Raw genomic sequence first — 26,245 nt, 5'->3', positions numbered from 1 at the left:
TGCGCTCCGCTCGGTTGTAAACGTCCTACAAGTCGTCCTGATCCGGGAAGACCATCTCGTCATAAAGCTCCGATACCGTTTCCCATTCGTCGTCATCTTCAATCGTTACTAACTCGTATTCCCCATCTGCACTCTCCACGACCCGAAAAACGTCAAATTCATCGTCCTTCTTCAGTTCGTCGGATTGAAGCACAGCATAGGTACGGTTCTCATACACAAATTCTTTCAGGAGACGATATTCCGTTGACTCGTTCTGCTCATCAAACAAAATGATAGCATCCCCGTAAGTTTTACGCAATACATCGGTCGGCTGCGTGCTCATCCTTCTTCTTCCTCATCGAACTCTGCCATGAGCGTATTGAACGTCTCCTCGACAATGTTCCATTCCTCTTCGTCTTCAATGGTGAATAACTTTAAGTCTTCGCCGTCTTCGTCTTCCTCATAGCGGAAAGCGTACACTTCGTCGGAGTCTTCGTCTCCGCCTTCCGTCGGCACGACCATCATGTATTTCTTGTCTGAACCGTCCACTTCAAATTTCATGATAACCTCGAACTCTTCTTCGTTGCCTTCATCGTCCGGAATGTAAATGATTTCTGGTTCTTCTTCACGCAATTCTTCTTTGGACATGTTCATTCACCTCTTCATATTAGCATCCATATACCCTTGCAGGATGAGCTGTGCAGCCATCTTATCGATGACCTGCTTCCGTTTCTTTCGGCTTACATCCGCTTCAAGGAGCGTCCGCGTCGCCGCAACCGTCGTCAGCCGTTCATCCCACAAGCGTATCGGTATACTTAGTCGTTCTTCCAGTTGTTTCGCAAATGCGATCGCCAGCTCACCGCGCGGGCCGATCGTATTATTCATATTCTTGGGCAACCCCACGACAACCTCGGTCACGCCGTACATTTGTACGAGCAAAACCAGACGCTCGATATCTTCCCCGGGCTTTCCGCGATGAATCACTTCCAACCCCTGAGCCGTCCATCCGAGCTCATCGCTAAGGGCGACCCCGATCGTTTTATCCCCATAATCCAAACCCATGACTCTCATGCTAGACAGATCTCATTTCTTCATAAAGATAGTTCGCAACTATTTGTGTTGAACCAGATACGCGCGAACCAGCTCTTCGATCAGCTCATCGCGCTCCCGCTTGCGAATCAGGCTGCGTGCGTTGTTGTGACGCGGAATATATGCCGGATCTCCGGAGAGCAAGTACCCGACAATTTGATTGATCGGATTATACCCTTTTTCCTGAAGAGCGTCATATACCGCCAACAGCACGTCCTTCGGCGACGTTTCGATTTCCTCCGCCTTCACATTGAACTTCATCGTTTTGTCCATGGAACTCATTCAGGAGCACCCCATTTCCTCTTGCCATTTGTAAAATTATTGAAAATTGAACGCTGTATACTGGATATATTCTCTACGGTTTCAAAAATTCCTGTCCCCGCAAAAAATAATTATGCGAAATGGGAGACGAGCCCTTCCACGCTCGCAAGCGCCGCTTGCAGCTTGGATGCGTCTTTGCCGCCGGCTTGCGCCATATCCGGACGTCCGCCGCCGCTGCCGCCAACCGCTCCGGCAACTTCTTTAATGATTTTGCCGGCGTGGAAGCCTTTCGCGACAAGATCAGGCGTAACGGCTGCGACCAGATTCACTTTATCCTCCGCTGCCGCGCCGAGTACGATGACCGCCGAGCCCAGCTTGGTCTTCATCTCATCCACGATGTTGCGCAGGGAATCCATATCGGCAGCGTTCACTTGCACTGCAAGGACAGCGACGTCGCCAACCTTTTTCACCTGATCCGTCAGGGAGCCCGCTTCAATGCGGCTCAGCTTGCCGCGCAACGATTCGTTCTCACGGGACAGCTCTTTCAATTGCTGCAGCGTCAGGTCCACACGTTTCGGCACATCCGTGATGTTCGATTTAAGCAATCCCGCCGCTTCTTTCAGCAGTTGCAATTGTCCGTCCAGATACTCGTAAGCGCTGCGGCCCGTGACGGCTTCAATCCGACGCACACCGGAACCGATGCCGGATTCGCTGACAATTTTGAACAGGCCGATTTGGCTTGTGTTCTGTACGTGGCAGCCGCCGCAAAGCTCTAAGGAATAGTCGCCGACTCGCACAACGCGCACGATGTCGCCGTATTTCTCGCCGAAGAGCGCCATCGCGCCCAGCGCTTTCGCTTCATTGATCGGCTTCAAGGAAATGTCGACCGGAATGCTGTTCCAGATTTGACGATTAACGCGCTGTTCAACGTCCTGCAGTTCTTCGGCGGTAATGCTGCCGAAATGCGAGAAGTCGAAACGCAGACGTTCTGCTTCTACCAAAGAGCCAGCCTGGTTAACATGCGTGCCCAGCACTTCTTTAAGCGCTTTGTGGAGCAAATGCGTCGCCGTGTGATTCTTGATGAGATCCGCGCGCTCAGCTGCCGCAACAACGGCTTCCACCGTAACGCCTTGGCGCAATACGCCGGATTCTACGATAACTTTGTGTACATGTTGACCATGCGGCGCCTTGTTCACATCCAGCACCTTGAGCGTCACTTGCTCGCCGCGAATGACCCCGTGGTCGCCCACTTGACCGCCGCTTTCCGCGTAGAACGGGGTACGGTCCAGAATGACCTGACACGTCTCGCCAACGCCGACAAGCTCCACGAGTTCGTTTTCGTGCACAATCGCTTCAATTTTAGCAGTAACTACCAATTCATTATAACCAACAAATTCGCTTTTAGTCGTAAAGTCGGACAGCGGCCCGCCTTGAACCTTCATGCCGCCTTCCTTCTGGCTAGCTGCTCTAGCGCGGTCGCGCTGCTCCTGCATCGCCGCATCAAAGCCGTCACGGTCGACGGTAAGCCCCTTCTCGGCGGCAAAGTCTTCCGTCAAATCAAACGGGAAGCCATACGTATCATACAGCTTGAACGCATCCGGACCACTGATTTGTTTAGAGCCCGCTGCCTCCGTCTTTTCAACCATCTCAGCCAAAATGAGCAGACCGTCATGCAGTGTCTCGTGGAAACGCTCTTCTTCCGTGCGGATCACTTTTTCGATAAATTCGGCTTTGTCCACGACTTCTGCATAGTACACGCCCATGATCTCGCCAACCGTCGGCACCAGCTTGTACAAGAACGGCTTGTCCATGCCCAGTACTTTGCCGTAACGCACCGCACGCCGGAGCAAACGGCGAATGACATAACCGCGTCCTTCATTGGAAGGAAGCACGCCGTCGCCCACGGAGAACGCTACCGTACGAATGTGATCGGCAATGACCTTGAGCGCAACATCGTGCTCGTCATTGACATGGTAGTGCACGCCCGTCAACTCGCAAGTGCGGTTAATGATAGGGATGAACAAGTCCGTATCGAAGTTGGAGTCCACATCCTGCAAAATGGAGGCGAAACGCTCCAGCCCGGCGCCGGTATCGATGTTTTTGTTCGGAAGCGGTGTGTAGCTGCCGTCGGAATTATGGTTGAACTGCGTGAACACAAGATTCCATACTTCGAGGAAACGCTCGTTCTCGCCGCCAGGCCAGCATTCGGGATCGTTTAGATCGCCGTATTTATCTCCGCGGTCATAGAAAATTTCCGTGCAAGGTCCACATGGGCCTTCCCCGATGTCCCAGAAGTTGGATTCCTTCAGTTTGTAGATGCGCTCAGCCGGGATCCCGATTTGCTTGTTCCAGATCTCATACGCTTCCTCATCCTCTTCATAGACGGTCACAGAGATGCGGTTCGGATCAAAGCCGATCCACTGCGGATCGGTCAGAAATTCCCAAGCCCATGGAATAACTTCTTTTTTAAAGTAGTCGCCGATGGAGAAGTTCCCCAGCATTTCGAAAAACGTATGATGGCGGCGCGTCTTCCCGACGTTCTCAATGTCGTTGGTACGGATACATTTCTGTGCGTTCGTGATCCGTGGATTTTCCGGAATTTCACGACCGTCCAGATAAGGCTTCAGCGGCGCGATCCCCGCATTGATCCACAGCAGCGATGGGTCATTGTGCGGAACGAGCGATGCACTCGGCTCGACCTTGTGCCCTTTGCTCGCGAAAAATTGCAGCCACTTGGAACGAATTTCACTTGCTTTCATGTGTGTGAGCCTCCATATTTTTGTCTAATGTGCAAAAACAACAAAAAACGCCCCTGCGGCTAAACAGGGACGAATCATCGCGGTACCACCCTGGTTATTGGCGAAGCGCCAATCTCCTTGTGCGGATCTGTAACGGGTCCAACCGGTGGAGTTCGTCCACGCTCCGAAACGAGCTTTGGGCCATTCTTGCACCGAAAGGCTCTCACAGCCGACATAGACCGGATTCCCGGTTATGCGGAGCCTTCTCTCTGGCGATGGGCTATGGCTTACTAAAGTTTCATCAACGCTTTCATTTAAGGCAAATTATAACTTTCCGCCTGACACCTGTCAACAAGGGTATGACCTTGCAAGCGTTCGAACTGCGCCAATCCGCTTTCAATATCATGAAACCTTGCAAGCTTGGGCATCGTATTACCACACAATACAACCGATATCGGAATTTATACTTCACGGAGGTGTAGACGTTTGGACGTTTCAACACTCACTTTGCTGGGCCTTATTGCCCCCTCTTTATCCTGGCAATAACGGATTGTCAAAAAATGATTTCGACCGTTGACAATGATTCTCAATTGAGTTATACTCATTTCAGTGATAATGATTTTCATTATCGAATACTAAATCAACATTTATATTTTTTACATGAATACCGTCGTCCATCTGATGATCTCGCATGGGCCACACCCTTCCTATCCTCAACCCTCGCACAGAACCCCTTTGTATCATGATCCCGCAAGTCATGATACAGAGGGGTTTTGTGCGTCTGCCGGTCCTTGGCTAGGTCGACGGCTTATGGACATAATGCAGAAACACATGTTGCAGAATGACCTTCATGACCGCGAAGAACGGTACCGCCAGAATCAGACCGACCACCCCCGCCACCTCTCCGCCTACGAGCAGCGCGAAAATGATAAAAAGCGGATGCATATGCAGCGTTCGGCCGACGACCTGCGGCGAAATGACGTTGCCTTCCAAAATCTGCACCGCGAGATTCACGACGGCGACCAGCAGCACCATTTTAAGCGAAACGGTAGCCGCCATGAGCAGGGCCGGCGCAGCGCCAAAGAACGGGCCTAAGTAGGGGATGATGTTCAAAACGGCCACCACGCTGGCCAGCAGCAGCGGGTACGGCATACCAATCAGCCAATAGCCGGCATAAGCCAAGGCGCCGATAATGAGGCAGACGAGCAGTTGGCCGCGAATATAATTGCCGAGCGCCGCGTCAATGTCCATGAGCAGCGATACCGTCTTCTTCCGATGCTCGCGGGGAACGAAAGTTAAAGCCGTTTTCTCTAGGAGCTGGAAATCCTTGAGCATGTAGAACGCCACGAACGGCACGATGAACGCGATGAAAAGCATGTTGATCGTCGCGCCGATGCCGTTAACATAGTTCGCAATGGCCATTGAGATTTTATTTTCAAATTTGGTTAAAGAATTATTAAAGCCGCTTCTCACGCTGTCTGGCAGCAGTTGATTCTGATTAAACCCGTCGACAAGGGATTGCGCCTTCATCGCCATCTGGGGCATATGTTCGTTGAGCTCCGCCGCCTGCTGGATAAACACCGGCGTCATATTCATCACGACCACCGTCAGTCCCGATAGAAACACGCCGTAAATGATTAACACCGCCATCGTGCGCGGTACTTTGCGCTTATTCAGCAATGTGACGACGGGGTTCAAAATATACGAAAGAATGATCGCGATGAAAAAAGGCATCGCAATCGCTTTGATAAAGCCAAACAGGCCGTACAAAATCGGTTTGATCAGGAGCAGCATGTACAAGACCGCCAACGCCAGTAGCGTGTAGACCAGTCCGACAAACCATTTATTGCGCCAAATACGCTCCATGCTGGGGTTCACCTCTATCTTCGAATTCGGCTCGCCCATACAGTATATGTAAAAGTTGTGGGGATTAACCTCAACTGACAGGATCAAAAAAGCGTTGTTCGCCCGCGATTTCTCGCGAGCAAACAACGCTTTTCAACATAACGGATATAACCGATTAATTCGCATGCTCCTGTAGCTGAGTCATGTCTTCCTCAAAAAACAAATCGTCCAGAGAACTTAACGTTCCGTCCTCTTCAACTTGATAGACGGACATTTTCTCTCCGTTGACGCTTAGCTCAATGAAGCAACCCCAGCAGTAAAACTGATGGGAACCGATCTTTCCAATATCTTTGGAATTACAGTTTGGACAACGCATCCTGCTCACCCTATTCTTCTTTGGATACGAAGAGTTCTTCAACTTCCTGAGCGCAATGTACGGGCACAATGATCGCATCTTCCCCGATGGTTGCCGTTTCCGGCAGCGGAAGCCGCTTACGCCCTTCTTTTAAATCAGAAATAAACCCTTCGGACAATTCGTAACCTACTATTTGTTTTCCCCAATTCCCGTTTAAATAAACATCTTCTACCATACCTAATTCTTCGCCGCCGACTGTCATGACGGGCAGTCCTTTAATTCTGCTGCGTCCTTCCAAAAAAGGGTGGCACTCATTCATGTGCGCGAGTTCGCAAATTACATCCTCGTTCGATATGGTAATGGCATCCTCCCCCGCGGAGACGATTCCTTCCCAGGACACGTATCGTAAGGCAGAGAACCACATCTTCGCTTCGAGTATGATGCCACTTATGTTCCACGTTGGGTCAATCAATAAATCTTGTACCTCACCGATTTGCTTGCCGGTGTCTACCGTAAAAACCGGAAGTCCGATGAGATCGTGCGCTTTGCGCAAGTGACACTCCTCCTAGAACCGCCCGGTATTACGTAATACGCAATCTTGCAACAATGGTTGCAATTTTCTGAGCGGCCGTTTCGATTTGTTCTTTAGAATTCCCCATTCCAAAGCTAAACCGAACGGCAGAGTGTGTGACATTTTCTGGGAGCTTCATCGCCTTCAGCACGTGCGAGATTTCGAGCGAGCCGGATGTGCACGCCGATCCGCTGGCTGCGGCTACGCCCTCCAAGTCTAGATTCATGAGCAATGATTCTGTGGAAACGCCGGGAAAGCTAATGTTCACGATATGCGGGACGGCCATCTGCGGATCGCCGTTGACGACGAATCCGTCTGCCCCCAACTGCCGCTCCAATTGCTGAAGCAACAGTCCGCGAAGCTGGGCCGCATGGGCGCTCACTTGCGCTTGCTGCGGCAGCAGCAGCTCCACCGCTTTGGCAAATCCGGCGATGGCGCCTACGTTCTCTGTGCCAGCACGGCGTTTGCGCTCCTGCGAGCCGCCAAGCAAATACGGCAGCAGCTTCGTAGCGCGAGACACATACAACGCTCCTATGCCTTTGGGGCCGTAAATCTTGTGCGCCGAGAAGCTCATGAGATCGACCGGCAGTTCACTGAGCTGGATCGGCAGTTTGCCCAACGCCTGAACCGCGTCGACATGAAACGGAATGCTGCGCTCACGGGCTAGCTGGCCAATCGCCTCAATTGGCTGAGCCGTGCCGATTTCATTATTGACATACATCATCGAGATGAGTGCGGTGTCGGGACGAATAGCCGCCTCTACCTCGCGGGCAGTAACGCGTCCGGAAGCGTCGACCGGCACATAGGTAACTTCGTAGCCGAGCCGTTCCAAACGTTCACAGGGGTGCAAAACAGCATGATGTTCAATCGCCGATGTGATGATGTGTTTCTTCCCGGACGACGATGCCTCCGCTGCCTGCACAATCCCGAAAATCGCCATGTTGTTGCTTTCTGTCCCGCCGCTTGTATAAATCAGCTCCGCCGGCAGGCAGCCCAAGGACTTTGCCATTGCGTCACGGAACCGGTTAAGCGCTGTTCTGGATGCTCTGCCAAAGCTGTGGGTGCTAGATGGATTTCCATAATTTTCTGTATAGAAAGGCAACATGGCCTCCCATACATCGCGATGTACGGGCGTTGTTGCTGCGTGATCGAGATAAATCGGGTTCATAGCTCACCTTAGATATAAAACATGTAATTGTCGTGCTTGCCTTTGTCCTCGAAAGCAATCAAACTTGCCAAAGTCGTGGAGTCCAGTACTTCCGCAATGCTGTCACGGATGCGAATCCAGAGATCGCGCTTAGCCGGATCGTCTTCTTCTTCAAAATCAACCGGAGAAATCGGGCCCTCCAGTACGCGAATCACTTCGCCTGCAGTCACCTGCTCGGCAGCTTTGGATAAAATATAGCCGCCATAAGCACCGCGAATGCTTTTGACCAAACCCGCATTGCGAAGAGGTGCGACCAGTTGCTCCAGATAGTGCTCGGACAGCTGGTGCTTCTCTGCAATGCTTTTCAAAGATGTCGGGCCTTCGCCTATTCGATTGGCCAGCTCCATCATGATCGTTAAACCGTAGCGGCCTTTAGTGGAAATTTTCAAAATGTACACCTCATTCAAGATTATATGGCATCAAGGAGTATGTTCCGTATCGCTAAAACTTGCTAATGCTTACCGCGCCTCATGCCGCCGAAGCAAGCACGATGGCCGTCCCTGTCTTGGTAAACAGCGTTTCCATTTTTCGCAAAAACATTCCAAAGTAACCGTATATCATATCTATGTTATCATAAATCCTTTGACATGTGGTAAAAAAACGATGACATTCTCTTGAAATATTTTAAATTTTGTTCAGAGAGATGTATAATAGGATGATATTTAGATATAAACATCGTTTGTGATGAAAGAAATGAGGGTTTCTACGATGACCAGAAAAACGCGCGTTATTCTCGGCATGTCCGGGGGCGTCGACTCATCGGTTGCTGCGCTGCTGCTGAAGGAGCAAGGCTACGAAGTGATTGGCATTTTCATGAAAAATTGGGACGATACCGACGAGTTCGGGCACTGCACCGCGGAGGAGGATGCGGAAGATGTGCGCCGCGTCTGCGACCAGATCGGCATCCCTTTTTATACAGTCAATTTTGAAAAGCAGTATTACGATAAAGTGTTCGCTTATTTTCTGGACGAGTATAAAAAAGGCCGCACCCCGAATCCAGACGTCATGTGCAACCGGGAAATCAAATTCGGCGAGCTGCTGCAAAAGGTGGTCGAGCTTGGCGGCGACTATTTGGCGACGGGCCATTACGCCCAAGTTAAGGAAGAGAATGGCGAGTACGTGCTGCTGCGCGGCAACGATGCGAACAAGGATCAGACTTACTTTCTGAACGCGTTGAACCAGCAGCAGCTGGCGAAGGCGATGTTCCCGATCGGCCATCTGCCGAAGCCGCAAGTACGGGAAATTGCGGAGCGCGCCGGACTGGCGACAGCAAAGAAAAAAGACAGCACCGGCATTTGCTTTATCGGCGAGCGGGATTTCAAAACGTTCCTCAGCCAGTACCTCCCCGCCCGCCCAGGCAACATGGTCGACATCCGCAACGGCGAAGTGAAAGGCCGGCATGACGGTTTGATGTACTACACGCTCGGACAGCGTCAGGGCCTCGGCATCGGCGGTTCCGGCACAGGCGAGCCTTGGTTCGTCGTCGATAAAAATTTGGAGCGCAACGAGCTGCTGGTTGTGCAAGGCGAGAACTATCCGGGAATTTACTCTAAAGGGCTGACGGCTACGGACGTCAATTGGATTTCGCCGGAGAAGCCCGAAGGGCTGTTCACCTGCACGGCGAAGTTCCGTTACCGCCAGCCGGATCAAGGCGTTGTCGTAACGTTCCAGGCCGACGGCACATGCAATGTCGTCTTTGACAAGCCGCAGAAAGCGGTAACGCCTGGGCAGTCTGTCGTCTTTTATCAAGGGGATGTGTGTCTTGGCGGCGGCATTATTAACGAAGTCCACAAGGACTAATTCGGAGAGGATGATACGCTTATGGCAGCACCGAACGAAACTTCGCTGAAAGCAGACACCTATGAGGACGTTATTCGCATTGTGGAAGAGGTGAAGCTTCTTCCCCTCTCTTCCTTTATCCCGGAACATCTCTCACTGGAATCCGTGACGGTGCCTGCGCAGTGGCACACCGGCCTTGTCACCGATCCGTGGCTGTGGCGCGACCGGCTGCCGGGTGACGGGATTGCGGCTTACGGGCGCTTTTTCGCTAAGAAGCCGATGCTGATTCATGCCTCTTTGTTCCCCCTTGTGAAGAACATTCTGGAAGAACCATATTCCGTCGACGAACGCTACGCTGACGGCGAGCTGTCCAAAGCGGCGGTTGACGTGTACCATGCGATTGAAGCGCACGAAGGCATTGATGTCAAACAGCTGCGTGCGGTGACCGGCTTGAGTGCGAAAGAGTCGAAGAATGAATTCGATCGAGCGCTCGTCGATCTGCAAAGCACGACCGACATCGTGATCTCGGGCATCAGCGAGCGGCTGAACGCCAGCGGCACCAAGAACGGCTGGAACAGCACATGCTATATGACGGCTGCCCACTGGATGGAGCTGCATGGGATTACACCAAATACGCTGCCTACGCCGGAGGCGAAGTCGCAGCTCAAGGCGCTGCTGGAAGCGCAGTTTAGCGAGGCGGCCAATGTGTATTTGCGGAAGATTTTTAAATTGAAATAAAAGAGCTGCCTAGGGCGTCTGAATGCTCCGAGTGCCGCAGATTTTGCCGAACTTTCGTTCCATGCAAGGAACTTTTGTGAAGGCGTACCAGGGGTACGTCAAGCGAAAGTGACGCAGCAGGGGGCGAAAAGGTGGTGAAAAATTCCCCTGAGCGGGTTTTCAGACATGCCCTAACCAGATAGCCCCCAATCGTTCCTTAGCAGACGCTGCGAACGGTCGGGGGCTTGTTCGATTTTACCGGAATTGCGCGGATTTACCTTGGCGCTCATTCGTATGCCTCGCCTCCCTGCCGCAAAGGCTAAAGCAAAGAAGAACGGCCTTGCCGTCCCCTCTTGGCCTGATATGTCGAGCCGCATAGAAGCTTGAGGCGCTGCGCGTCTTCTTGGCGATGGTGATGCAGACTTCATGTTTTGCTAGAGACAAGCTGCATTTCCTACAGCTAATTTAGCGTAAATGCCGGAATCGAACGAAGTTGTCTGCATTTTGTACAGTTAAATCTCCACTCCACCCCTTATTTTCGGCTTAAAGGAGCTCACGCCCGCTATTTTGATGTACGTTATGCAGGAAGTTAAGCAAGTTTGACCTAGTAGCTGAAGAAATTTCATGTGGAAAGGCGGATGTTCATGCCTCTATCAATGATATTGATCATGGTAGCTATACAGGCCTTTGATGCATCGGGTACCGCGAAAACAAGTCCGCAGACTGCGGCTCTGCAAGCTCCGGTATTCGGCTTCATCAGTCAATCACCGCCCCCGGCGCCAACTTTGGATCCCGGGTATGCCAAGTGGAGCCGGATTGCTTTTCAGGAGGCCGGCAAAGTGTATACGCTGCTCGATTACAAATATCTCGGCAAAACAGATGTGGCCCCAGGTGTCGCGCAGCAGCAGTTCCGCTTCTGGGCACGCCATCAAGGCAAAGAGTTTCCGCTCATTGTTACGATTCGCTACGATCCGGTTTCAGAGCGCATCTTCGCGATTCTGATGGAGCAGCAAAATTTAAGAGGGAGCCTACGGATGTTATGAATCCGCAGGCATCCCTCTTCTTTTGTGTTGATTTTGTTTGATTTTGCTTTCGGTGCCCTGCTCGGAAGCCTCGAAGATGTTTTCATGCCTGATTTCATCCGGCAAGTATTGCTGCTGCACGTAATGCCCCGGATAGTTATGCGGGTACATGTAGCCTTTGTGCCCAAGCTTCTCCGCGCCTTTGTAGTGTGTATCGCGCAGGTGCAAAGGTACATTGGCGGACTTGACCCGCTCCATGAGCTGCTCCGCTTTCATAATCGCCAGTGGAATGGAGTTGGATTTTGGACTCTCCACGGCAAATAAAATTGCCTGGGAAATGATGTACTTTGATTCCGGCCACCCGATCTTGTGATACGCGTCCATCGCGGTGACCGCTTGCACCATCGCCTGCGGGTTCGCCAGGCCGATGTCCTCACTGCAAGCGACGATCAGCCGCCGCAGGAACGTCATCGGATCCATGCCGAGCTTCTCGACGGCATAGAGGAACCAGAACAGCGCGGCGTCGCTGGAGCCGCGCACGCTTTTGTGAAAAGCGGACAGAACGTCATACTGCGTCGACTCGTCCGCTTTCACGATCGGGCGGCGGATGGACTCCTCCGCCACCTCCAGCGTGATCCGAACCGTACCGTCCGGTTCGGGCGAGGTCGTCAGCGCTGCAAGCTCCAGCGCGTTAAGGGAACGGCGGATGTCGCCGACGGCCATCCGCGCAATGTGCTCGAGCGCCTCCTCGTCCACGTGGAGGCGCATGAAACCGAGCCCCTTGACGGGATCGGCGATCGCTCTGCGCATGGCGACGAGCGCATGCTCCGCCGTGAGGGGCTCGAGCTGAAACAGCGTCGAGCGCGACAGCAGAGCCCCGTTCACATGGTGGAACGGGTTCTCGGTCGTCGCCCCGATGAAGATGAGGATGCCCTGCTCCACGGCCGGCAGCAGCGCATCCTGCCGCGAGGTGTTGAAGCGGTGCACCTCATCCAGAAACAGCGTCGTTTTGCGGCCATACAGCGCTTTATTCGATTTGGCGACTTCGATGATGTCGCGCACGTCTTTCACCGACGCATCGACGGCGTTGAGCTTCATGAACTCGCCCTGCGTGCGGTTGGCGATGATGTTCGCCAGCGTCGTCTTGCCCGTGCCGGGCGGGCCGTAGAGCAGGATCGAGGTCACCTGGTCGGCTTCGATCGCGCGCCGCAGCAGCTTGCCCCGGCCAACGATATGCTCCTGGCCGATATATTCATCAAGCGTGGTCGGCCGCATGCGATCGGCCAACAGCTTGCCTGTCGGATCTTGGGAAGAAGCTAAAGTAAATAAATCCATGGGTCGTTTCCTTTGCGATATAATGAAGTCGCTTCCCACGCCCCATTCATGCTGTTCGCGGCGACATGATGGTTCTGGCAGGGAGTGCCTATCCCTCCATTATACTCCGCAGGACAGAGCCTGTCATGTTCCCGGCAGAAATGAAGAAGAGGCTTCCCAAGGTAGTCACTTAAACACCCTCAAAAATCCTCTTCGTGATCTCAGAACTTCGCCCTCATCCCCACACAGCCATACTAGCCAGCCGAAATTGCAATCTGCTGAACTCATGAACTGGAATTTCTCCAGCTTATCTCCCACATATCGGATCATTTCTGCCGATTCATTTGAAATGAACTGGAGGTTTCCTGTTAAACACCCCTATTGGAGCTAACTGCACCACATGAACTGGAGAAATTCCAGTTGAAGACGAACCTCAAGTGAATTGGCACCTCAACATTGCACTGCACACGCACTACGCATGCACTACCAAGATGCCCACTCCCTTAAACCGACGGCGTCGGCGCCTGCTCCGGCTTTGCTTCCTGCGGCTTCACCGGCATCGCAAACTTCAGCGGGCCGGCGATGACAGCAGCCAACAGGCCGAGCGCACCAAAAGCGATGCAGAGAACAAACCCATGGTTAATCGCCGTGCCGAGCGAGTCGCGCAGGAAACCCGCTACCTCTTGCGGCAGGGAGCTGCCTGCACGAATCAACTGCTCCGGATTCCCCATCGATGCGATTTTATCCGTTGGAATCCCGTGGGACGCAGCTCCTACTTTAATCAAAGCCGTATAATTGTTATTCACGATCGTCGCCATAATCGACGCGCCTAGCACACCCCCGATGTTCCGCCAAAACCCGACGATGGAGGAGGAGACACCGATGTACTTGCGGTCGACGCTTTGAGCAACCGCATTCTGAGCCACGCTCATCAGCGGGCCGATCGCACCAAGGCCGAGCAGTACCATTAAGAAAATCATGTACAGTTTGCTGGCATCGTGGCTGACGACGCTAAGCAAATAGCTGACGATAATGCCCATCGTCATGCTGAACGCGAAAACAGTACGAAAGCTGAAGAACCGCTGCAGGAAGCCGAACCCGACGGCGCCTACCATCAGCGAGAACATCATCGGCGTCAACAGACCGTTGGAATTCGCTTGCCCAAGCACCGCGGTCGAGAAAATCGGCAAGTAAGCAATCGCAGCAAACATGATGGCGCCTTGGCAGAGGCAGGCGAGGACAGTGCCGAGCACCATCCGATTTTTGAATAACGGCAGTGGAAGAATCGGTTCCGAAGCTCTCCGCTCCACTTGGATGAACAGGAAACCGACAACGACGGCTACGGCGATCAAGCTGACGATTTGCCAGGAGCCCCAGGCGTAATCTTTCCCGCCGAATTCGAGCGCCAGCATGAGTGAAACTGTTGAAATAATAAGGAACAGCGTGCCGATAAAGTCAATTTTCGGTTTGCGGTCGGAACGGGATTCTTTCAGCGCAAAGAACAGCACGAGGAACGACAAAACGCCCAGCGGCAAGTTCACATAGAAGCACCAACGCCAGCCCCACGTATCGGCGAGCAGTGTGCCTATCTGTGGTCCGGCTACCGAGGAAAGACCGAAAATGCCTGCAAATACGCCGGATAGCTTCGCCGCCTGCTTCGGATCCGCAAAAATGGTATAAATAATCGTAAACGAAATCGGAAAAATGGCGCCGGAGCCGATCCCTTGAATCGCTCTGTAGATGATCAACTGCGTCATATCCTGCGCCGTTCCGCACAACGCCGACCCGATCAGGAAGATCGAAATCCCGATCAGATAAAACAGCTTGCGGCCGAACATATCGGACATCTTGCCGAAGACGAGCATCGTACTGGTGGAAGCCAGCATATAGGCGGTAAACACCCAACTGATTTTATCAAAACCTTTAATATCACTAATAATATGGGAGATGGCTGCCGACGTCACCGTGTTATCCAAGGCCGACATCAAGAGCCCCAACGCCATCGCTAAAATAATAAAACCCGCTTTCTTATTCCCCATTGGTGCTTTCCCCTCACTTCTCATTCGTTTTTTTCAATCGTTCAATGCCCTGCGATAGTGTCTCAATGACACTTTTAGAGTTGCTGATGCCAATCTGGATGCAGATTTCCTGCGTCGGCGACATGCCCGGCATACATGCCTGATACATGTCCGTTAGTCGGTTCAAATTGTCTCGCGCCTTTTGCAAATGATCCTCCAGCATGCCAAGCATCACGTCTTTCTCAAGAAACTCGCCGAAAAACATGCGCGTCATGACATCGGATTTAAATTCATTCGGCTCAATCGGGCTTTTCAAATACGTGCTGAACTGCGCTCTCCCCTCCTCAGTAATGGTGTACACATTCTTGTTCGGTCTGCCTTCTTGAATGACACTCATCTTGGTAATGAAGCCTTCCTTCTCCAGCTTGTTCAGAGTCGGATAGATTGTTCCATAGCTTGCATTGTAAAAATAAGAGAAGATCGACTCCAGCCGATGCTTGATGTCATATCCCGACAATCCGCCTTTCATTAACAAGCCCAGGATTACGTCTTGACTGTTCATGTTTGTTTGCCTCCAAGTGGAACGTTTTTCCTTCTAAAATAAAGTATCACACCGATATATATCGAGTCAATATATATTCATCCGATATATAAAACAAATCAAAAAAAGATGCCCTCCCGAAACGAATTTCGGAAAAGCATCTCTTTCTTACTTCTTCGCCAGCCCTGTTTCAAGCAGATCCTTCACGGCGACACTCACCATGATCAGTCCTGCCACAGGCGGCACAAACGCGTTGCTCGCAGGCGGCTGCTTCGCTTTGCGGATCTCCGGCGCATTGGCCGGTACGATCTGCTCCGTCACATCCTGCCGCGGCTTCATCGGCTCTTCGGTCGAGAAGACGACCTTCACGCCTTTTTTAATGCCCTCTTTGCGCAGCCGTTGCCGAACGACACGGGCAATCGGGTCCATGCTCGTCTTGGAAATGTCCGCAACCTGGAACTTCGACGGGTCCATTTTATTCGCGGCGCCCATAGAGGAGACGATCGGGATCTTGCGCTCGAGACATTGCTTAATCAAATGAATTTTGTACTCGATCGTGTCGCTCGCATCCAGCACATAGTCAATCGGATAAGCGAACACCTGCTCATACGTCTCTTCCGTGTAAAACATCCGCAGCGAAATGACGTCGCACTCCGGGTTGATCAGCTTGATCCGATCGCGCATCAAGTCCGCCTTCGGCTGCCCCACGGTCGTCGTCAGCGCGTGAATCTGGCGGTTGATGTTCGTGATGTCCACGACATCCTTGTCGATCAGGATGAGGCGGCCGACACCCGTGCGCGCCAAGGCTTCCGCGGCGATGGAGCCCACGCCGCCGATGCCGAGCACGGCGACCGTGCTGTTTTTCATGACCTCCAGCCCTTCCGGGCCGATAGCCAGCTCAGTTCGTGAAAATTGATGAAGCATCGGAACACGTCCTCTTCAAAAATTCTTTGGGTTCAGACACGCCCTAGGCTTTCGCAGGCTGCTTCAGCGCTACGCGAATCGACAATTGGTCAAGCTGCTTGTCGTCTACCTCTCCTGGCGCGTCCATCAACAAATCGGTTGCGCTTGCCGTTTTCGGGAAAGCAATCGTTTCTCTAAGATTCGTTCTGCCTGTAATCAGCATAACCAAACGGTCGAAACCGAATGCAAAACCGCCGTGCGGAGGCGTGCCATACTCGAACGCTTCGAGCAGGTAACCGAACTTGTCATATGCTTCTTCTTTGGAGAAGCCAAGTGCGGCGAACATTTTTTCCTGCACTTCACGTTGATAGATCCGTTGCGACCCGCCGCCGACTTCATAGCCGTTCAAGACAAGATCATACGCTTGCGCACGGATTTGCCCCGGATCTGTATCGAAGAAGTGAAGATCATCCTCGTTTGGACGCGTGAACGGATGGTGCTCAGCCACATAGCGCTTCGCCTCTTCGTCCCAACCGAGCAGCGGGAAGTCGACCACCCATGCATATTTGAAAACAGAGTCGTCGATCAGGCCAAGCTGACGGCCGATTTTCAGACGCAGGTTGCCGAGTACGTCAGCAACGACTTTCTTCTTGTCGGCGGAGAAGAGCAAGAGGTCGCCTTCTTCCGCGCCCAGTCGCTCGGTCAGCGATGCGATTTCCGCTTCGGTAAAGAATTTGACGATCGGCCCCTTGAATTCGCCGTCTTTGACTTGAATCCACGCGAGGCCCTTCGCGCCGTAACGAGCTGCGAACGGCAGCAGGTCATCGATTTCTTTGCGGCTCCAAGTGCCGCAGCCCTTTGCATTCAACGCTTTGACTTGGCCGCCGCCCTTCACAACGTTGGCAAATACTTGCACACCGGATCCGGACACGATGTCCGACACGTCTTGCAGTTCCATACCAAAGCGAAGATCCGGCTTGTCGGAGCCGTATTTCCCCATCGCATCCGCGTAGGTGATGCGTTGGAACGGACGAGCAATGTCCACGTTCGCCGTTTCTTTCATCAATTTCACGACAAGCTCTTCGAGCAGGTCCAGCAATTGATCCTGGGACAGGAACGACGTCTCGATGTCGACTTGTGTGAATTCCGGTTGACGGTCTGCGCGCAGGTCCTCATCGCGGAAGCAGCGAGCGATTTGGTAGTAGCGCTCAAGACCACTAACCATCAACAATTGCTTGTAAATTTGCGGCGATTGCGGGAGTGCAAAAAACTCGCCTGGGTGCACACGGCTTGGCACCAGATAATCCCGCGCGCCTTCCGGGGAGCTTTTCGTTAAGATCGGCGTTTCTACGTCGATAAAGCCCTTCGAATCCAGGAAATTGCGGAATACGTTCGACGCTTTGGAACGCAGCATCAGCGTGCGCTGCATTTCCGGACGGCGAAGGTCCAGGTAGCGGTATTTTAAACGAACCGTTTCGTCCACGTCCACGCCGTCTTCAATAAAGAACGGAGGCGTTTTGGCCGCGTTCATAATTTCAATTTCCGTTACGCGCACTTCGATTTCGCCTGTCGCGATGTTTTTGTTCACGGTTTCGGCGTCACGCTCGACGACGTTTCCTTTTACCGCCAGCACGTACTCGTTACGCGCACGGTCGGCGATCGCCAAAGCGTCGCCGGAGAAATCAGGGTTAAATACGATTTGAACGAGACCGCTGCGGTCGCGCAAATCGATGAACAAGACGCCGCCTAAGTCGCGCCGGCGCTGTACCCAACCGTTAAGTGTTACTGTTTGACCAACCTGAGCTTTCGTAAGCTCGCCGCAATGATGTGTTTTGAGCATCATGATAAGAACTGCCTCCTCGAATGGGTTAATAATGGCGCTGCGTGTTTATGCGAATAGGGTCTTTGCCGCATTTGCAGCAAGATCCGCTAGACTAACTGTAACTTGTGTACCGGTATCCATTTTCTTCAGCGTAATTTCGCCGCGCTCCAGCTCGTCGTCGCCAAGAATCGCAACGTAGGTTGCATTAAAGCGGTCCGCCGACTTCATTTGCGCTTTCATTTTGCGGCCCTGATAGTCCTTCTCCGCTTTCAAGCCTTGCACGCGCAGCTGCTGCAGCAGCTTGGTGATTTGTTTCTCTGCGGCTTCGCCCAGCCCGATCAGATACACATCGAGCGGCTCCGGCTTCGGAATCTCGACGCCTTGCGCCTGCAGCACGAGCAGAATGCGCTCGAGGCCAAGCCCGAGGCCAACGCCCGGCTGATCGGTTCCGTGGCCGCCGATTTGGCCGACGAGGCCGTTGTAGCGGCCGCCGCCGCCTATCGTATCAATAGCGCCGATCCCTGCCGCTTTATACTCGAACGCGGTGTGCGTGTAGTAGTCGAGGCCGCGCACGAGACGAGGGTTGATGCGGAACGGAATGTCCATCGCCGCTAAGTGCTCTTTCACCTGATTGAAGTGTGTCGTGCACTCTTCATCCAGGAATTCGAGGATATCCGGCGCGCCTTCGCCGTATTTCGCATCGATTTTGCAATCGAGAATGCGCATCGGGTTACGGTCGTAACGGGACTGGCAGTCTTTGCACAGCTTCTCCTTCACCGGCGCAAAGAACGCCTGCAGCTGCTCGCGATAAGCCGTGCGAACCGACGGCGTGCCGACCGAGTTGATCTCGACGGTCACTTCTTTAAGCCCGATTTCTTTGTAGAAGGTATAGCCTAAGGCAATCACCTCGGCATCAATGCTCGGATCGACCGAACCGAACGCTTCGATGCCGAATTGGTGGAACTGGCGGTAACGACCCGCCTGCGGCTGCTCATACCGGAACATCGGCCCAATATAGTACAGCTTCGTTAGATCCGGAATCCCGTACAGCTTGTTTTCGACAAACGCTCTGACAACACCGGCCGTGCCTTCCGGACGAAGGGAGATGCTGCGATCTCCTTTATCCATGAATGTGTACATTTCTTTCTCGACAATATCCGTCGTTTCCCCGACGCCCCGTGAAAACAACTCCGTGCTTTCAAAAATCGGCGAACGAATTTCTTTATAATTGAATCGCTGGCATAGTTCTCTCGCCTTGCTCTCCAGGTACTGCCATTTCTCGACTTCGCCCGGGAGAAGGTCCTGTGTGCCTTTCGGCTTCTGAATACTCATTTCATCGCAACCTCCCTTATCTCTTCTGGAAAATAAAAAATCCCCCATCCCCGACTTTCGTCAGGGACGAGAGATTTGATTTTCACAAATTCACCCGCGGTGCCACCCAGCATTCAGACGATTGGCGTTCCTATTCGAACACGCAGCAAAACGTCTGCTCTTAAGCGGTTAACGCCCGCAATTCGCACAGCTGCTACTCAGCATGTCTGAAACATACCGTTCCCAACCAGTCCTCCGGGAAGTCTGTTCATTCGCTCATCAACGGAAGCTTGCAGCCTGGACTTCCTCTCTGGAGATGTGGGGGCGAACTACTTGGTCCCTTCAATGGATCTTCATTCATTTATATTATTGTATATTGTAATCATTGGCAGAAACAAAGTCAAGCGTTCAGCGCTAAACCAGGCACTAACGTCAGATTAGCAGCACAGGCAGGAATTGCCATGTGCTCTATGGAACTGTCAGAGAACTCTGAAAAGTGAGGTGACTGAGCACATGACATTCACTCGAACCCAGCCCAGGCGTGGCACGTACCCGTTCACCAAGAAGCCTTATTCGCTGCGTTCGCGCCTAATCCTGATCTTATTCCTAAGCTCGCTTGCTCCGCTGATTATTCTGGGGAGCATTTCGTACTTTTCGATGTACGCGATTTTGAAAAACAAAGCCGAGGCCGGCGTCAAAAGCAATCTGCATCAAGTGCTCATTTCGCTGGAAGATACGCTCAGCCAGCTTAATCATACGTCGCAGCAGCTCGCTTTTGACGGAAGAGTCGGCAAAAGCCTTGAAAGTTACCTCGCTGGCGACGGCTATATGAAAAAGCAGCTAAGCGATGAAATTCGCAGCGAGCTGGGCTTGATTCATTTTACGAATCCGACGCTGGGCCTCATGTTCTATTACTTAGGCAAAGAGCAAACGACCTTGTTCGAAACTTACAGCTTAAACGGCGCTGTCAATTTGCGCAGTCTTCCCGTTTTGTTCCAATTCAACAAGATTCGCTATTTCGGACCGCATATGTCGCTGAACCCAATCGATGGGCATATCGTGCTGTCGATCCTCCGCCAGGTGGAACTCCCCGACCGCGACGACGTGTATGTATATATCGAGACGAATTTTCGCCTCGCCGAAAGCATTATCAAGAACGACCAATATGGCGGTAATCTGATTCATATGATCGTGGACGACAACGACACCGTCGTGTACAGCGAAAATACGGCCGCGTTCCCGATCGGAGCGGATGCGGCGAAATATGCGGCGGCGAAGATGCGCAGTTCCTACTATACGTACGAAGAGAGCAGCAACCAGTCCTGGAAGGTGATGGCGGCTATCCCCAAGTCTGTCTACCGCGCAGAAATTAACCGTTGGATAATGGAATTTACGCTATTTGCCGTCGCGACCTTGGCCGCGAGCTGCTTGATTGCCTGGTATATTTGGCGCACGATGTACCGCCCTCTGTCGCAGCTGAACAACGACATCCGCAACATACGGAGCGGCAATGACACGTTCCAGGTCCGCTCTTCGCCCATTTTCGAATTTGCCGTCATTCACAAGGAATTCGCCGACATGCGCACCCGCATTCATGAGCTGATCTCGGAAGTGGCGTTCAAGGAGCAAGGCAAGGCCCAGCTGGAAGTGGAAAAATTGATGGCCCAGATCAATCCGCATTTTATTTACAATACGCTCGACACGGTTCGTTGGCTGGCGCGGGGCAACGGGCAGAAAGACATCGACAAGCTTGTCTCCACCTTGAACAAGGTGCTGCATTACAACCTCGGTAAAGGCGGTCCGGCCAAAATGAAGGACGAACTCGATGCGCTCAAACAGTATGTCGAGCTGCAAGCCATCCGCTACAACTTCCAGTTCGTCGTGAATATTCGCGCCGACGCAGGGGCGCTTGAGCTGCCAGTGCCGCGCTTTATTTTGCAGCCGCTTGTGGAGAACGCACTGTATCACGGTTTGGACGAGAACAGTGTCATTGAAGTCGAAATCGCTGATGATCACGGCACCCATGTCGTGATTCGTGTGTCCGATAACGGCGAAGGCATGTCCGAGGCGGACATCCGGCGGCTGCTCAACGATGATAACGGGGATCGCAAGCGGGTCGGACTTGGCATCGGCCTGAACTACGTATATCGCATGGTCAAATTTCAATTCGGAGCGGACGCTTCGTTCCATATCGAAAGCCGGGAAGGCGCGGGAACGACGGTGCGGCTGCGGCTGCCGATCCACTATGAGGAGGCGTGAGTCATGATAAAGGTATTGGTCGTGGATGACGACCATCTGGTCCGCAGAGGGTTTATTTCGATGATGCCCTGGGGCAAGTATGGGCTCGAAGTCGTCGGGGAAGCCGGCAACGGTAGAAAAGCGCTCGAATTTCTCGCGGAGCAAGACGTTGACTTGCTCATTACCGACCTGGCGATGCCGGTGATGTCGGGCATCGAGCTGATGAAGCAGGTGAAGCAGACGAAGCGGGACATCCATATGGTCGTGCTTACGTTCCATCAGGATTTCGAGCTTATTCAAGAGGCGCTGCGGCTCGGGGCGCTCGATTACATCACGAAAGTCGAGCTCGAGGATGAGCAAATGGACGAGGTGCTGCAGCGCATCGTGCAGCGCATGCAGGAACAGACAGCATCCGCAGCGATGACACCGAAGCCGGAGCTTGCCGCAGAGGAAGCCATGGAAGACGACGGACAGCGATATTCGGCAGAAGTGCGTGCCAGCATCAAGAGAGCCGTCGAACTCATTCGAGACGGGCTGCAGGATGAGCTGCACCTGCCGGAAGTGGCGCTCCGCGTCAATATGAGCCGGAGCTACTTCAGCCGCTGCTTTCACGATCTCGTTGGCAAGACCTTTAACGACTATGTGCGGGAGCTGCGCGTCGAGCGCGCCAAATCGCTGCTGAAGACGACGTCGCGCAACATCGGCTGGGTGGCTGCGCAATCCGGGTATCCGAACGAGAAATATTTCGGCAAAGTGTTTCGCGAGCTGACCGGCGTGCTGCCAAGTGAGTTCCGCAAAATGGAGAAAAGTCACAAACCATCCTCCAATTAGTGCACTTTCGTCTACAAACGCTTATAAACGAGAAAAACCCGAGACGGTTTGCTCCCGATTCGAGGACGCAAGCTGACGCCAGAGGCTGCGTTGTTCTTTATGATGGGGATGTAGCGACGATATAAGGAGGGGATAGCATGAAAACAATGAAAGCGCTTATCGCGTTGACGGTGGTGTCGGCGCTCGCAGCGGCTTGTTCGGATAAGCCTGCACAGCAAGGGGCGCAGGAAACCGCCCAGAGTACGTCCACGGGGCAGAATGCTTCAGCATCGCCGGCTTCACCTGCAGCCGCAAAGACAGATCCGTATAAGCTGCCGAACCCGGTCGAAATTACGACGTTCAAAGGCGTGACGCCGGGGGCTAAGCTGCCAAGCGGAGACACGGTTGAGGATAACCAGTACACCCGGTACATCAAGGACAAAACGAACATCAGCTTCAAGTTGTTATGGTATGCGAGCGGACAGGATTATACACAGAAGCTGAAGCTCGCGGTGGCCAGCAACGATTTGCCGGACATGATGCTGGTCGATGAGCAGACGTTCCTGTCGCTGGCGGAAGCCGGACAACTCGAAGACTTGACGAAAGTGTACGACGCCTACGCCGCTCCCCTCACGAAAGAACTGTACGCCTCCACGCAGAACAAGGCGCTCGACAAGGCGAAGTATGGCGGCAAGCTGCTGGCGATCCCGAACATCAGCGTGCAAGCCGACTCCGTCAGCATGGTGTGGGTGCGCAAGGATTGGCTCGACAAGCTCGGCCTGCAGCCGCCGAAAACGATGGACGATCTCGTGAACGTGGCCAAAGCGTTTGTCGAGAAAGATCCCGACGGCAACGGCAAAGCGGATACGATCGGCATGACCGGCTCGGATACGGCGTTGTCAATGCCGGGCAAGGCCAGCTTCCACAACTTTAAGCCGATCTTTGAAGCCTATAACGCTTTCCCGAGCAACTGGATCAAGGACAAATCCGGCAGTGTCGTTTATGGCTCGATTCAGCCGGAGACGAAAGAAGCGCTCGCCAAGCTTCGCGACATGTACGCAGCGGGGCTGATCGATAAGGAATTCGCGCTTCGCAAGGATCTGAACGCGCCAGTCGTCAGCGGTCAGGCCGGTATCTTCCTCGGCCCTTGGTGGGCGGGCGGCATGCTGATGGATACGTACACCAACAATCCGAAGGCCAACTTCATCCCGCTCCTCCTCCCTGACGCGAAGGGGAAAGTGAACAACCTGATGGTGCCTGTCAGCAATACGTTCCTCGTCATGAAAAAAGGCGTAAAAACACCGGAAGCTGCCGTGGTCTATGCCAACACGTTCATCGCCGCACAGCGCAAAACCGATCCCGACGCGTTGAAGCTGGACTTCACGATCGATGCGACGTATTGGCCGATCGGCAACGCAACGTTCGATTACGCCGATGCCGTCGAGCGCAAAGCCGACATGCTGAAAAAGGCGTTGACCGGAGAAACGAAGCCCGAGTCGCTGACGCCGGAAGTGAAAGTGCTGTATGATTACGCGAAGCAGGATCAAGCCAACCCGCGCGGTGACCTGAAAGTCTGGAAATCGTATTACGGCTACACCGAGCCGGCCGAAGTGCTCAAGCAGCCGCGCAGCAACATCTACAGCGAGTTCACGGCGACGACCAAGACCATGGATCGCAAATGGGCCAATCTGCAAAAGCTGGAAAGCGAAACGTTCTTCAAAATCGTCATGGGTCAGCAACCGCTAGATTCGTTCGATAAATTCGTCACCGACTGGAAGTCGCAGGGCGGTGATGACATCACGAAAGAAGTCAGAGACGAAATCAGCAAAAAATAATCGGCGGCGAGGCACCTCCTTTCTCAAAGCGGGCGGTGCCTCTTCGTTAATCGAAACGGAGGTGCGACGCGGCGATGAACTTCAAATCGTATTACAAGCACTATCATCTTATGCTGTGGCCGGGCGTCATCCTGCTGCTCATCTTCCATATCATCCCTATGTTCGGCATCGCCATTGCCTTTCAGGACTTCAAGCTGGGACTCGGCATCTGGAAATCGCCCTGGATCGGCTTTGACAATTTTACTTATTTGCTGCAGCTGCACGATAGCAGCGTTATTTTCTATAACACGGTGTTTATTTCGCTGTGCAAAATCATCGCCCATCTCATTATCCCGCTCTTCTTCGCCATCCTGCTGAACGAAGTAAGGATTATGGCCGTGAAACGGTGGGTGCAGACGATCGTCTATTTGCCCCACTTTTTATCCTGGGTCATCCTGGCGGGCGTCGTGATCGACCTGCTGTCGCTGCAGGGGGTTGTGAACCATGCGCTGGCATCGTTCGGCTTCGAGCCGATTATGTTCCTTGCCAGCAACAGCTGGTTTCCGGCGATCATTATCGGCAGCGACATCTGGAAGGAATTCGGCTTTGCCGCGATTATTTATTTGGCCGCCTTGGCCGGCATTAACCCGAATTTGTTCGAAGCCGCGGAGATGGACGGCGCTAATCGGTTCCAGCAATTGCTGTACATTACGCTGCCGAGCCTGCTTCCTACTGTCATCCTGCTCGCTACGCTCAGTATCGGCAACATTTTGAACGCTGGCTTCGATCAGATTTTCAACCTGTACAACCCGCTTGTCTACGATTCCGGCGACATTATCGACACGTACGTCTATCGGGTAGGTCTCGTGCAAGCCCAGTACGGCTTTGCTACCGCCGTCGGGCTAATGAAATCGGTCATCGGCTTCCTCCTGATCGTGATCTCCTACCGCATCGCCTATCGGTATGCCAATTACCGCATCTTCTAGTGAAAGCTGGTGAGCCCTATGGTTCGCAACAAAACATTCTCGGCAAGGCTGGCGGATGCGGCCATTCTGCTGTCCATGCTCGCGATTTCGTTCCTCTCCCTCGCTCCGGTGCTGCATACGATTGCCGTTTCGTTCAGCGACAACGCCAAAGCGGCCGGAGGCCTGGTGAAATTGTGGCCAGTCGGCTTTAATTTCGCTTCTTATCAGAAAATTATCGTCGAGCCCCATTTCATTAACTCGTTCTTCGTCTCGGTCAAGCGTGTGCTGCTCGGCGGGTCGATCAACTTCGTGTTGACTGTCTTGATGGCGTATCCGCTATCGAAAAGCGAAAAAGAGTTTCCGTATCGCGGCGTGTACACGTGGTTTTTGCTGTTCACGATGCTGTTCAGCGGCGGCATCATTCCGCTTTATTTGACCGTCAAGACGCTCGGCATGTTCAACACGCTGTGGGCCTTAGTGCTGCCGGGCGCAGTGCCGGTGTTCAACGTCGTGCTGCTTATGAACTTTTTCCGCAACATGCCGAAGGAGCTTAGCGAGGCGGGTTATATGGACGGGGCCGGGCCGTGGTTCATGCTGCTGAAAGTATTTTTGCCCCTGTCCCTTCCATCGCTTGCCACTGTCACGTTGTTCAGCATCGTCGGCCATTGGAACTCGTTTTTCGACGGTATGATTTTCATGCGGAGTGTAGAGTACTATCCCCTGCAAACGTACATTCAACAGCTCGTCGTTCAGTTGAATACGATCGACCTTGATTCGACGCAGGCGGCGCTGCTCGAGAAAGTATCCGACAAGACGCTCAATGCCGCCAAAATCGTCGTGTCGATGACACCGATTCTCATTATTTATCCGTTTCTGCAAAAATACTTCATTCACGGCATTATGCTCGGGTCCGTCAAAGAATAGAAACTGTGCGATGGGAGTGGCA

24 protein-coding genes are annotated in these 26,245 nt (G+C 53.0%); 8 read left to right on the top strand and 16 right to left on the bottom strand.

Translation table 11 applies throughout. The annotated features are described in order from the left end of the window. Positions 1-25: 25 nt before the first annotated feature. The 10 genes from EJQ19_RS17905 to cymR all read right to left on the bottom strand — a co-directional run bounded on the left by EJQ19_RS17905 (position 26) and on the right by cymR (position 8,434). Positions 26-322 carry a DUF1292 domain-containing protein gene (locus tag EJQ19_RS17905; protein ID WP_126142604.1) on the bottom strand — a complete coding sequence of 99 codons (297 nt, stop codon included), beginning with the start codon at positions 320-322 and terminating at the stop codon, positions 26-28. Next, the gene (locus EJQ19_RS17900) at positions 319-627 is read right to left on the bottom strand and encodes a DUF1292 domain-containing protein (protein ID WP_126142603.1); all 309 of its coding nucleotides are present in this window, start codon (positions 625-627) and stop codon (positions 319-321) included. Before EJQ19_RS17900 ends, EJQ19_RS17905 begins: the two co-directional genes overlap by 4 nt. 6 nt (positions 628-633) lie before the next feature. Then, positions 634-1,050: a Holliday junction resolvase RuvX gene (gene ruvX, locus EJQ19_RS17895; RefSeq protein WP_126142602.1), complete on the bottom strand. Its 417-nt coding sequence runs from the start codon at positions 1,048-1,050 to the stop codon at positions 634-636. Between the two features lie 39 nt (positions 1,051-1,089). Then, positions 1,090-1,350: an IreB family regulatory phosphoprotein gene (locus tag EJQ19_RS17890; RefSeq protein WP_126142601.1), complete on the bottom strand. Its 261-nt coding sequence runs from the start codon at positions 1,348-1,350 to the stop codon at positions 1,090-1,092. Positions 1,351-1,460: 110 nt separating this feature from the next. Continuing rightward, the gene (alaS, locus tag EJQ19_RS17885; RefSeq protein ID WP_126142600.1) at positions 1,461-4,088 is read right to left on the bottom strand and encodes an alanine--tRNA ligase; all 2,628 of its coding nucleotides are present in this window, start codon (positions 4,086-4,088) and stop codon (positions 1,461-1,463) included. A gap of 774 nt (positions 4,089-4,862) precedes the next feature. Next, entirely contained in the window at positions 4,863-5,933 is a 1,071-nt protein-coding gene (locus EJQ19_RS17880) for an AI-2E family transporter (RefSeq protein WP_126142599.1), read from the bottom strand. A 154-nt stretch (positions 5,934-6,087) separates the two neighbouring features. Further along, the gene (locus tag EJQ19_RS32600; RefSeq protein WP_126142598.1) at positions 6,088-6,288 is read right to left on the bottom strand and encodes a hypothetical protein; all 201 of its coding nucleotides are present in this window, start codon (positions 6,286-6,288) and stop codon (positions 6,088-6,090) included. 10 nt (positions 6,289-6,298) lie between these two features. Next, positions 6,299-6,820 (bottom strand): PRC-barrel domain-containing protein, encoded by a 522-nt coding sequence (locus EJQ19_RS17870; protein WP_126142597.1) that lies wholly within the window; start codon positions 6,818-6,820, stop codon positions 6,299-6,301. 28 nt (positions 6,821-6,848) lie between these two features. Next, positions 6,849-8,006, bottom strand: a complete 1,158-nt coding sequence (locus EJQ19_RS17865; protein WP_126142596.1) for a cysteine desulfurase family protein — start codon at positions 8,004-8,006, stop codon at positions 6,849-6,851. An 8-nt stretch (positions 8,007-8,014) separates the two neighbouring features. Beyond that, positions 8,015-8,434 (bottom strand): cysteine metabolism transcriptional regulator CymR, encoded by a 420-nt coding sequence (gene cymR, locus EJQ19_RS17860; RefSeq protein WP_126142595.1) that lies wholly within the window; start codon positions 8,432-8,434, stop codon positions 8,015-8,017. Between the two features lie 319 nt (positions 8,435-8,753). Here cymR and mnmA point away from each other — a divergent pair, with 319 nt between their 5' ends. The 3 genes from mnmA to EJQ19_RS17845 all read left to right on the top strand — a co-directional run bounded on the left by mnmA (position 8,754) and on the right by EJQ19_RS17845 (position 11,584). Next, entirely contained in the window at positions 8,754-9,845 is a 1,092-nt protein-coding gene (mnmA, locus tag EJQ19_RS17855) for a tRNA 2-thiouridine(34) synthase MnmA (RefSeq protein ID WP_126142594.1), read from the top strand. A gap of 21 nt (positions 9,846-9,866) precedes the next feature. Beyond that, on the top strand, positions 9,867-10,562 hold the full coding sequence (locus EJQ19_RS17850) for an AlkZ-related protein (protein WP_126142593.1): 696 nt from the start codon (positions 9,867-9,869) through the stop codon (positions 10,560-10,562). 623 nt (positions 10,563-11,185) lie between these two features. Further along, positions 11,186-11,584 (top strand): DUF3889 domain-containing protein, encoded by a 399-nt coding sequence (locus EJQ19_RS17845; RefSeq protein ID WP_164716601.1) that lies wholly within the window; start codon positions 11,186-11,188, stop codon positions 11,582-11,584. On the opposite strand, the gene EJQ19_RS17840 is transcribed toward EJQ19_RS17845, so the two are convergent. From EJQ19_RS17840 to hisS, 6 genes are all read right to left on the bottom strand, one after another. Then, positions 11,579-12,898: a replication-associated recombination protein A gene (locus tag EJQ19_RS17840; protein ID WP_126142591.1), complete on the bottom strand. Its 1,320-nt coding sequence runs from the start codon at positions 12,896-12,898 to the stop codon at positions 11,579-11,581. The genes EJQ19_RS17845 and EJQ19_RS17840 overlap by 6 nt on opposite strands. Before the next feature lie 482 nt (positions 12,899-13,380). Next, a complete protein-coding gene (locus EJQ19_RS17835; RefSeq protein ID WP_126142590.1) occupies positions 13,381-14,916 on the bottom strand; it encodes an MFS transporter in 1,536 nt (511 codons plus the stop codon). Between the two features lie 13 nt (positions 14,917-14,929). Further along, on the bottom strand, positions 14,930-15,457 hold the full coding sequence (locus EJQ19_RS17830; RefSeq protein WP_126142589.1) for a PadR family transcriptional regulator: 528 nt from the start codon (positions 15,455-15,457) through the stop codon (positions 14,930-14,932). Positions 15,458-15,604: 147 nt separating this feature from the next. Further along, positions 15,605-16,360 carry a tRNA threonylcarbamoyladenosine dehydratase gene (locus EJQ19_RS17825; protein WP_126142588.1) on the bottom strand — a complete coding sequence of 252 codons (756 nt, stop codon included), beginning with the start codon at positions 16,358-16,360 and terminating at the stop codon, positions 15,605-15,607. A 43-nt stretch (positions 16,361-16,403) separates the two neighbouring features. Then, entirely contained in the window at positions 16,404-18,182 is a 1,779-nt protein-coding gene (aspS, locus tag EJQ19_RS17820; RefSeq protein WP_126142587.1) for an aspartate--tRNA ligase, read from the bottom strand. A 45-nt stretch (positions 18,183-18,227) separates the two neighbouring features. Next, positions 18,228-19,493: a histidine--tRNA ligase gene (hisS, locus tag EJQ19_RS17815; RefSeq protein WP_126142586.1), complete on the bottom strand. Its 1,266-nt coding sequence runs from the start codon at positions 19,491-19,493 to the stop codon at positions 18,228-18,230. 492 nt (positions 19,494-19,985) lie between these two features. On the opposite strand from hisS, the gene EJQ19_RS17810 reads away from it, so the two are divergent. The 5 genes from EJQ19_RS17810 to EJQ19_RS17790 all read left to right on the top strand — a co-directional run bounded on the left by EJQ19_RS17810 (position 19,986) and on the right by EJQ19_RS17790 (position 26,223). Further along, entirely contained in the window at positions 19,986-21,731 is a 1,746-nt protein-coding gene (locus tag EJQ19_RS17810) for a sensor histidine kinase (RefSeq protein ID WP_126142585.1), read from the top strand. A 3-nt stretch (positions 21,732-21,734) separates the two neighbouring features. After that, positions 21,735-22,541 carry a response regulator transcription factor gene (locus EJQ19_RS17805; protein ID WP_126142584.1) on the top strand — a complete coding sequence of 269 codons (807 nt, stop codon included), beginning with the start codon at positions 21,735-21,737 and terminating at the stop codon, positions 22,539-22,541. Between the two features lie 137 nt (positions 22,542-22,678). Further along, a complete protein-coding gene (locus tag EJQ19_RS17800; protein WP_126142583.1) occupies positions 22,679-24,355 on the top strand; it encodes an extracellular solute-binding protein in 1,677 nt (558 codons plus the stop codon). 74 nt (positions 24,356-24,429) lie between these two features. After that, the gene (locus EJQ19_RS17795; RefSeq protein ID WP_126142582.1) at positions 24,430-25,320 is read left to right on the top strand and encodes an ABC transporter permease; all 891 of its coding nucleotides are present in this window, start codon (positions 24,430-24,432) and stop codon (positions 25,318-25,320) included. A gap of 18 nt (positions 25,321-25,338) precedes the next feature. Continuing rightward, a complete protein-coding gene (locus EJQ19_RS17790; protein ID WP_126142581.1) occupies positions 25,339-26,223 on the top strand; it encodes a carbohydrate ABC transporter permease in 885 nt (294 codons plus the stop codon). Positions 26,224-26,245: the final 22 nt, after the last annotated feature.

This window comes from Paenibacillus whitsoniae, from assembly GCF_003955665.1.
In the GTDB taxonomy this organism is placed as follows: Bacteria; Bacillota; Bacilli; order Paenibacillales; family NBRC-103111; genus Paenibacillus_E; species Paenibacillus_E whitsoniae.
Note: the sequence above shows the minus strand (reverse complement) of the source record. Positions and strands in the feature narration are given on the sequence as shown.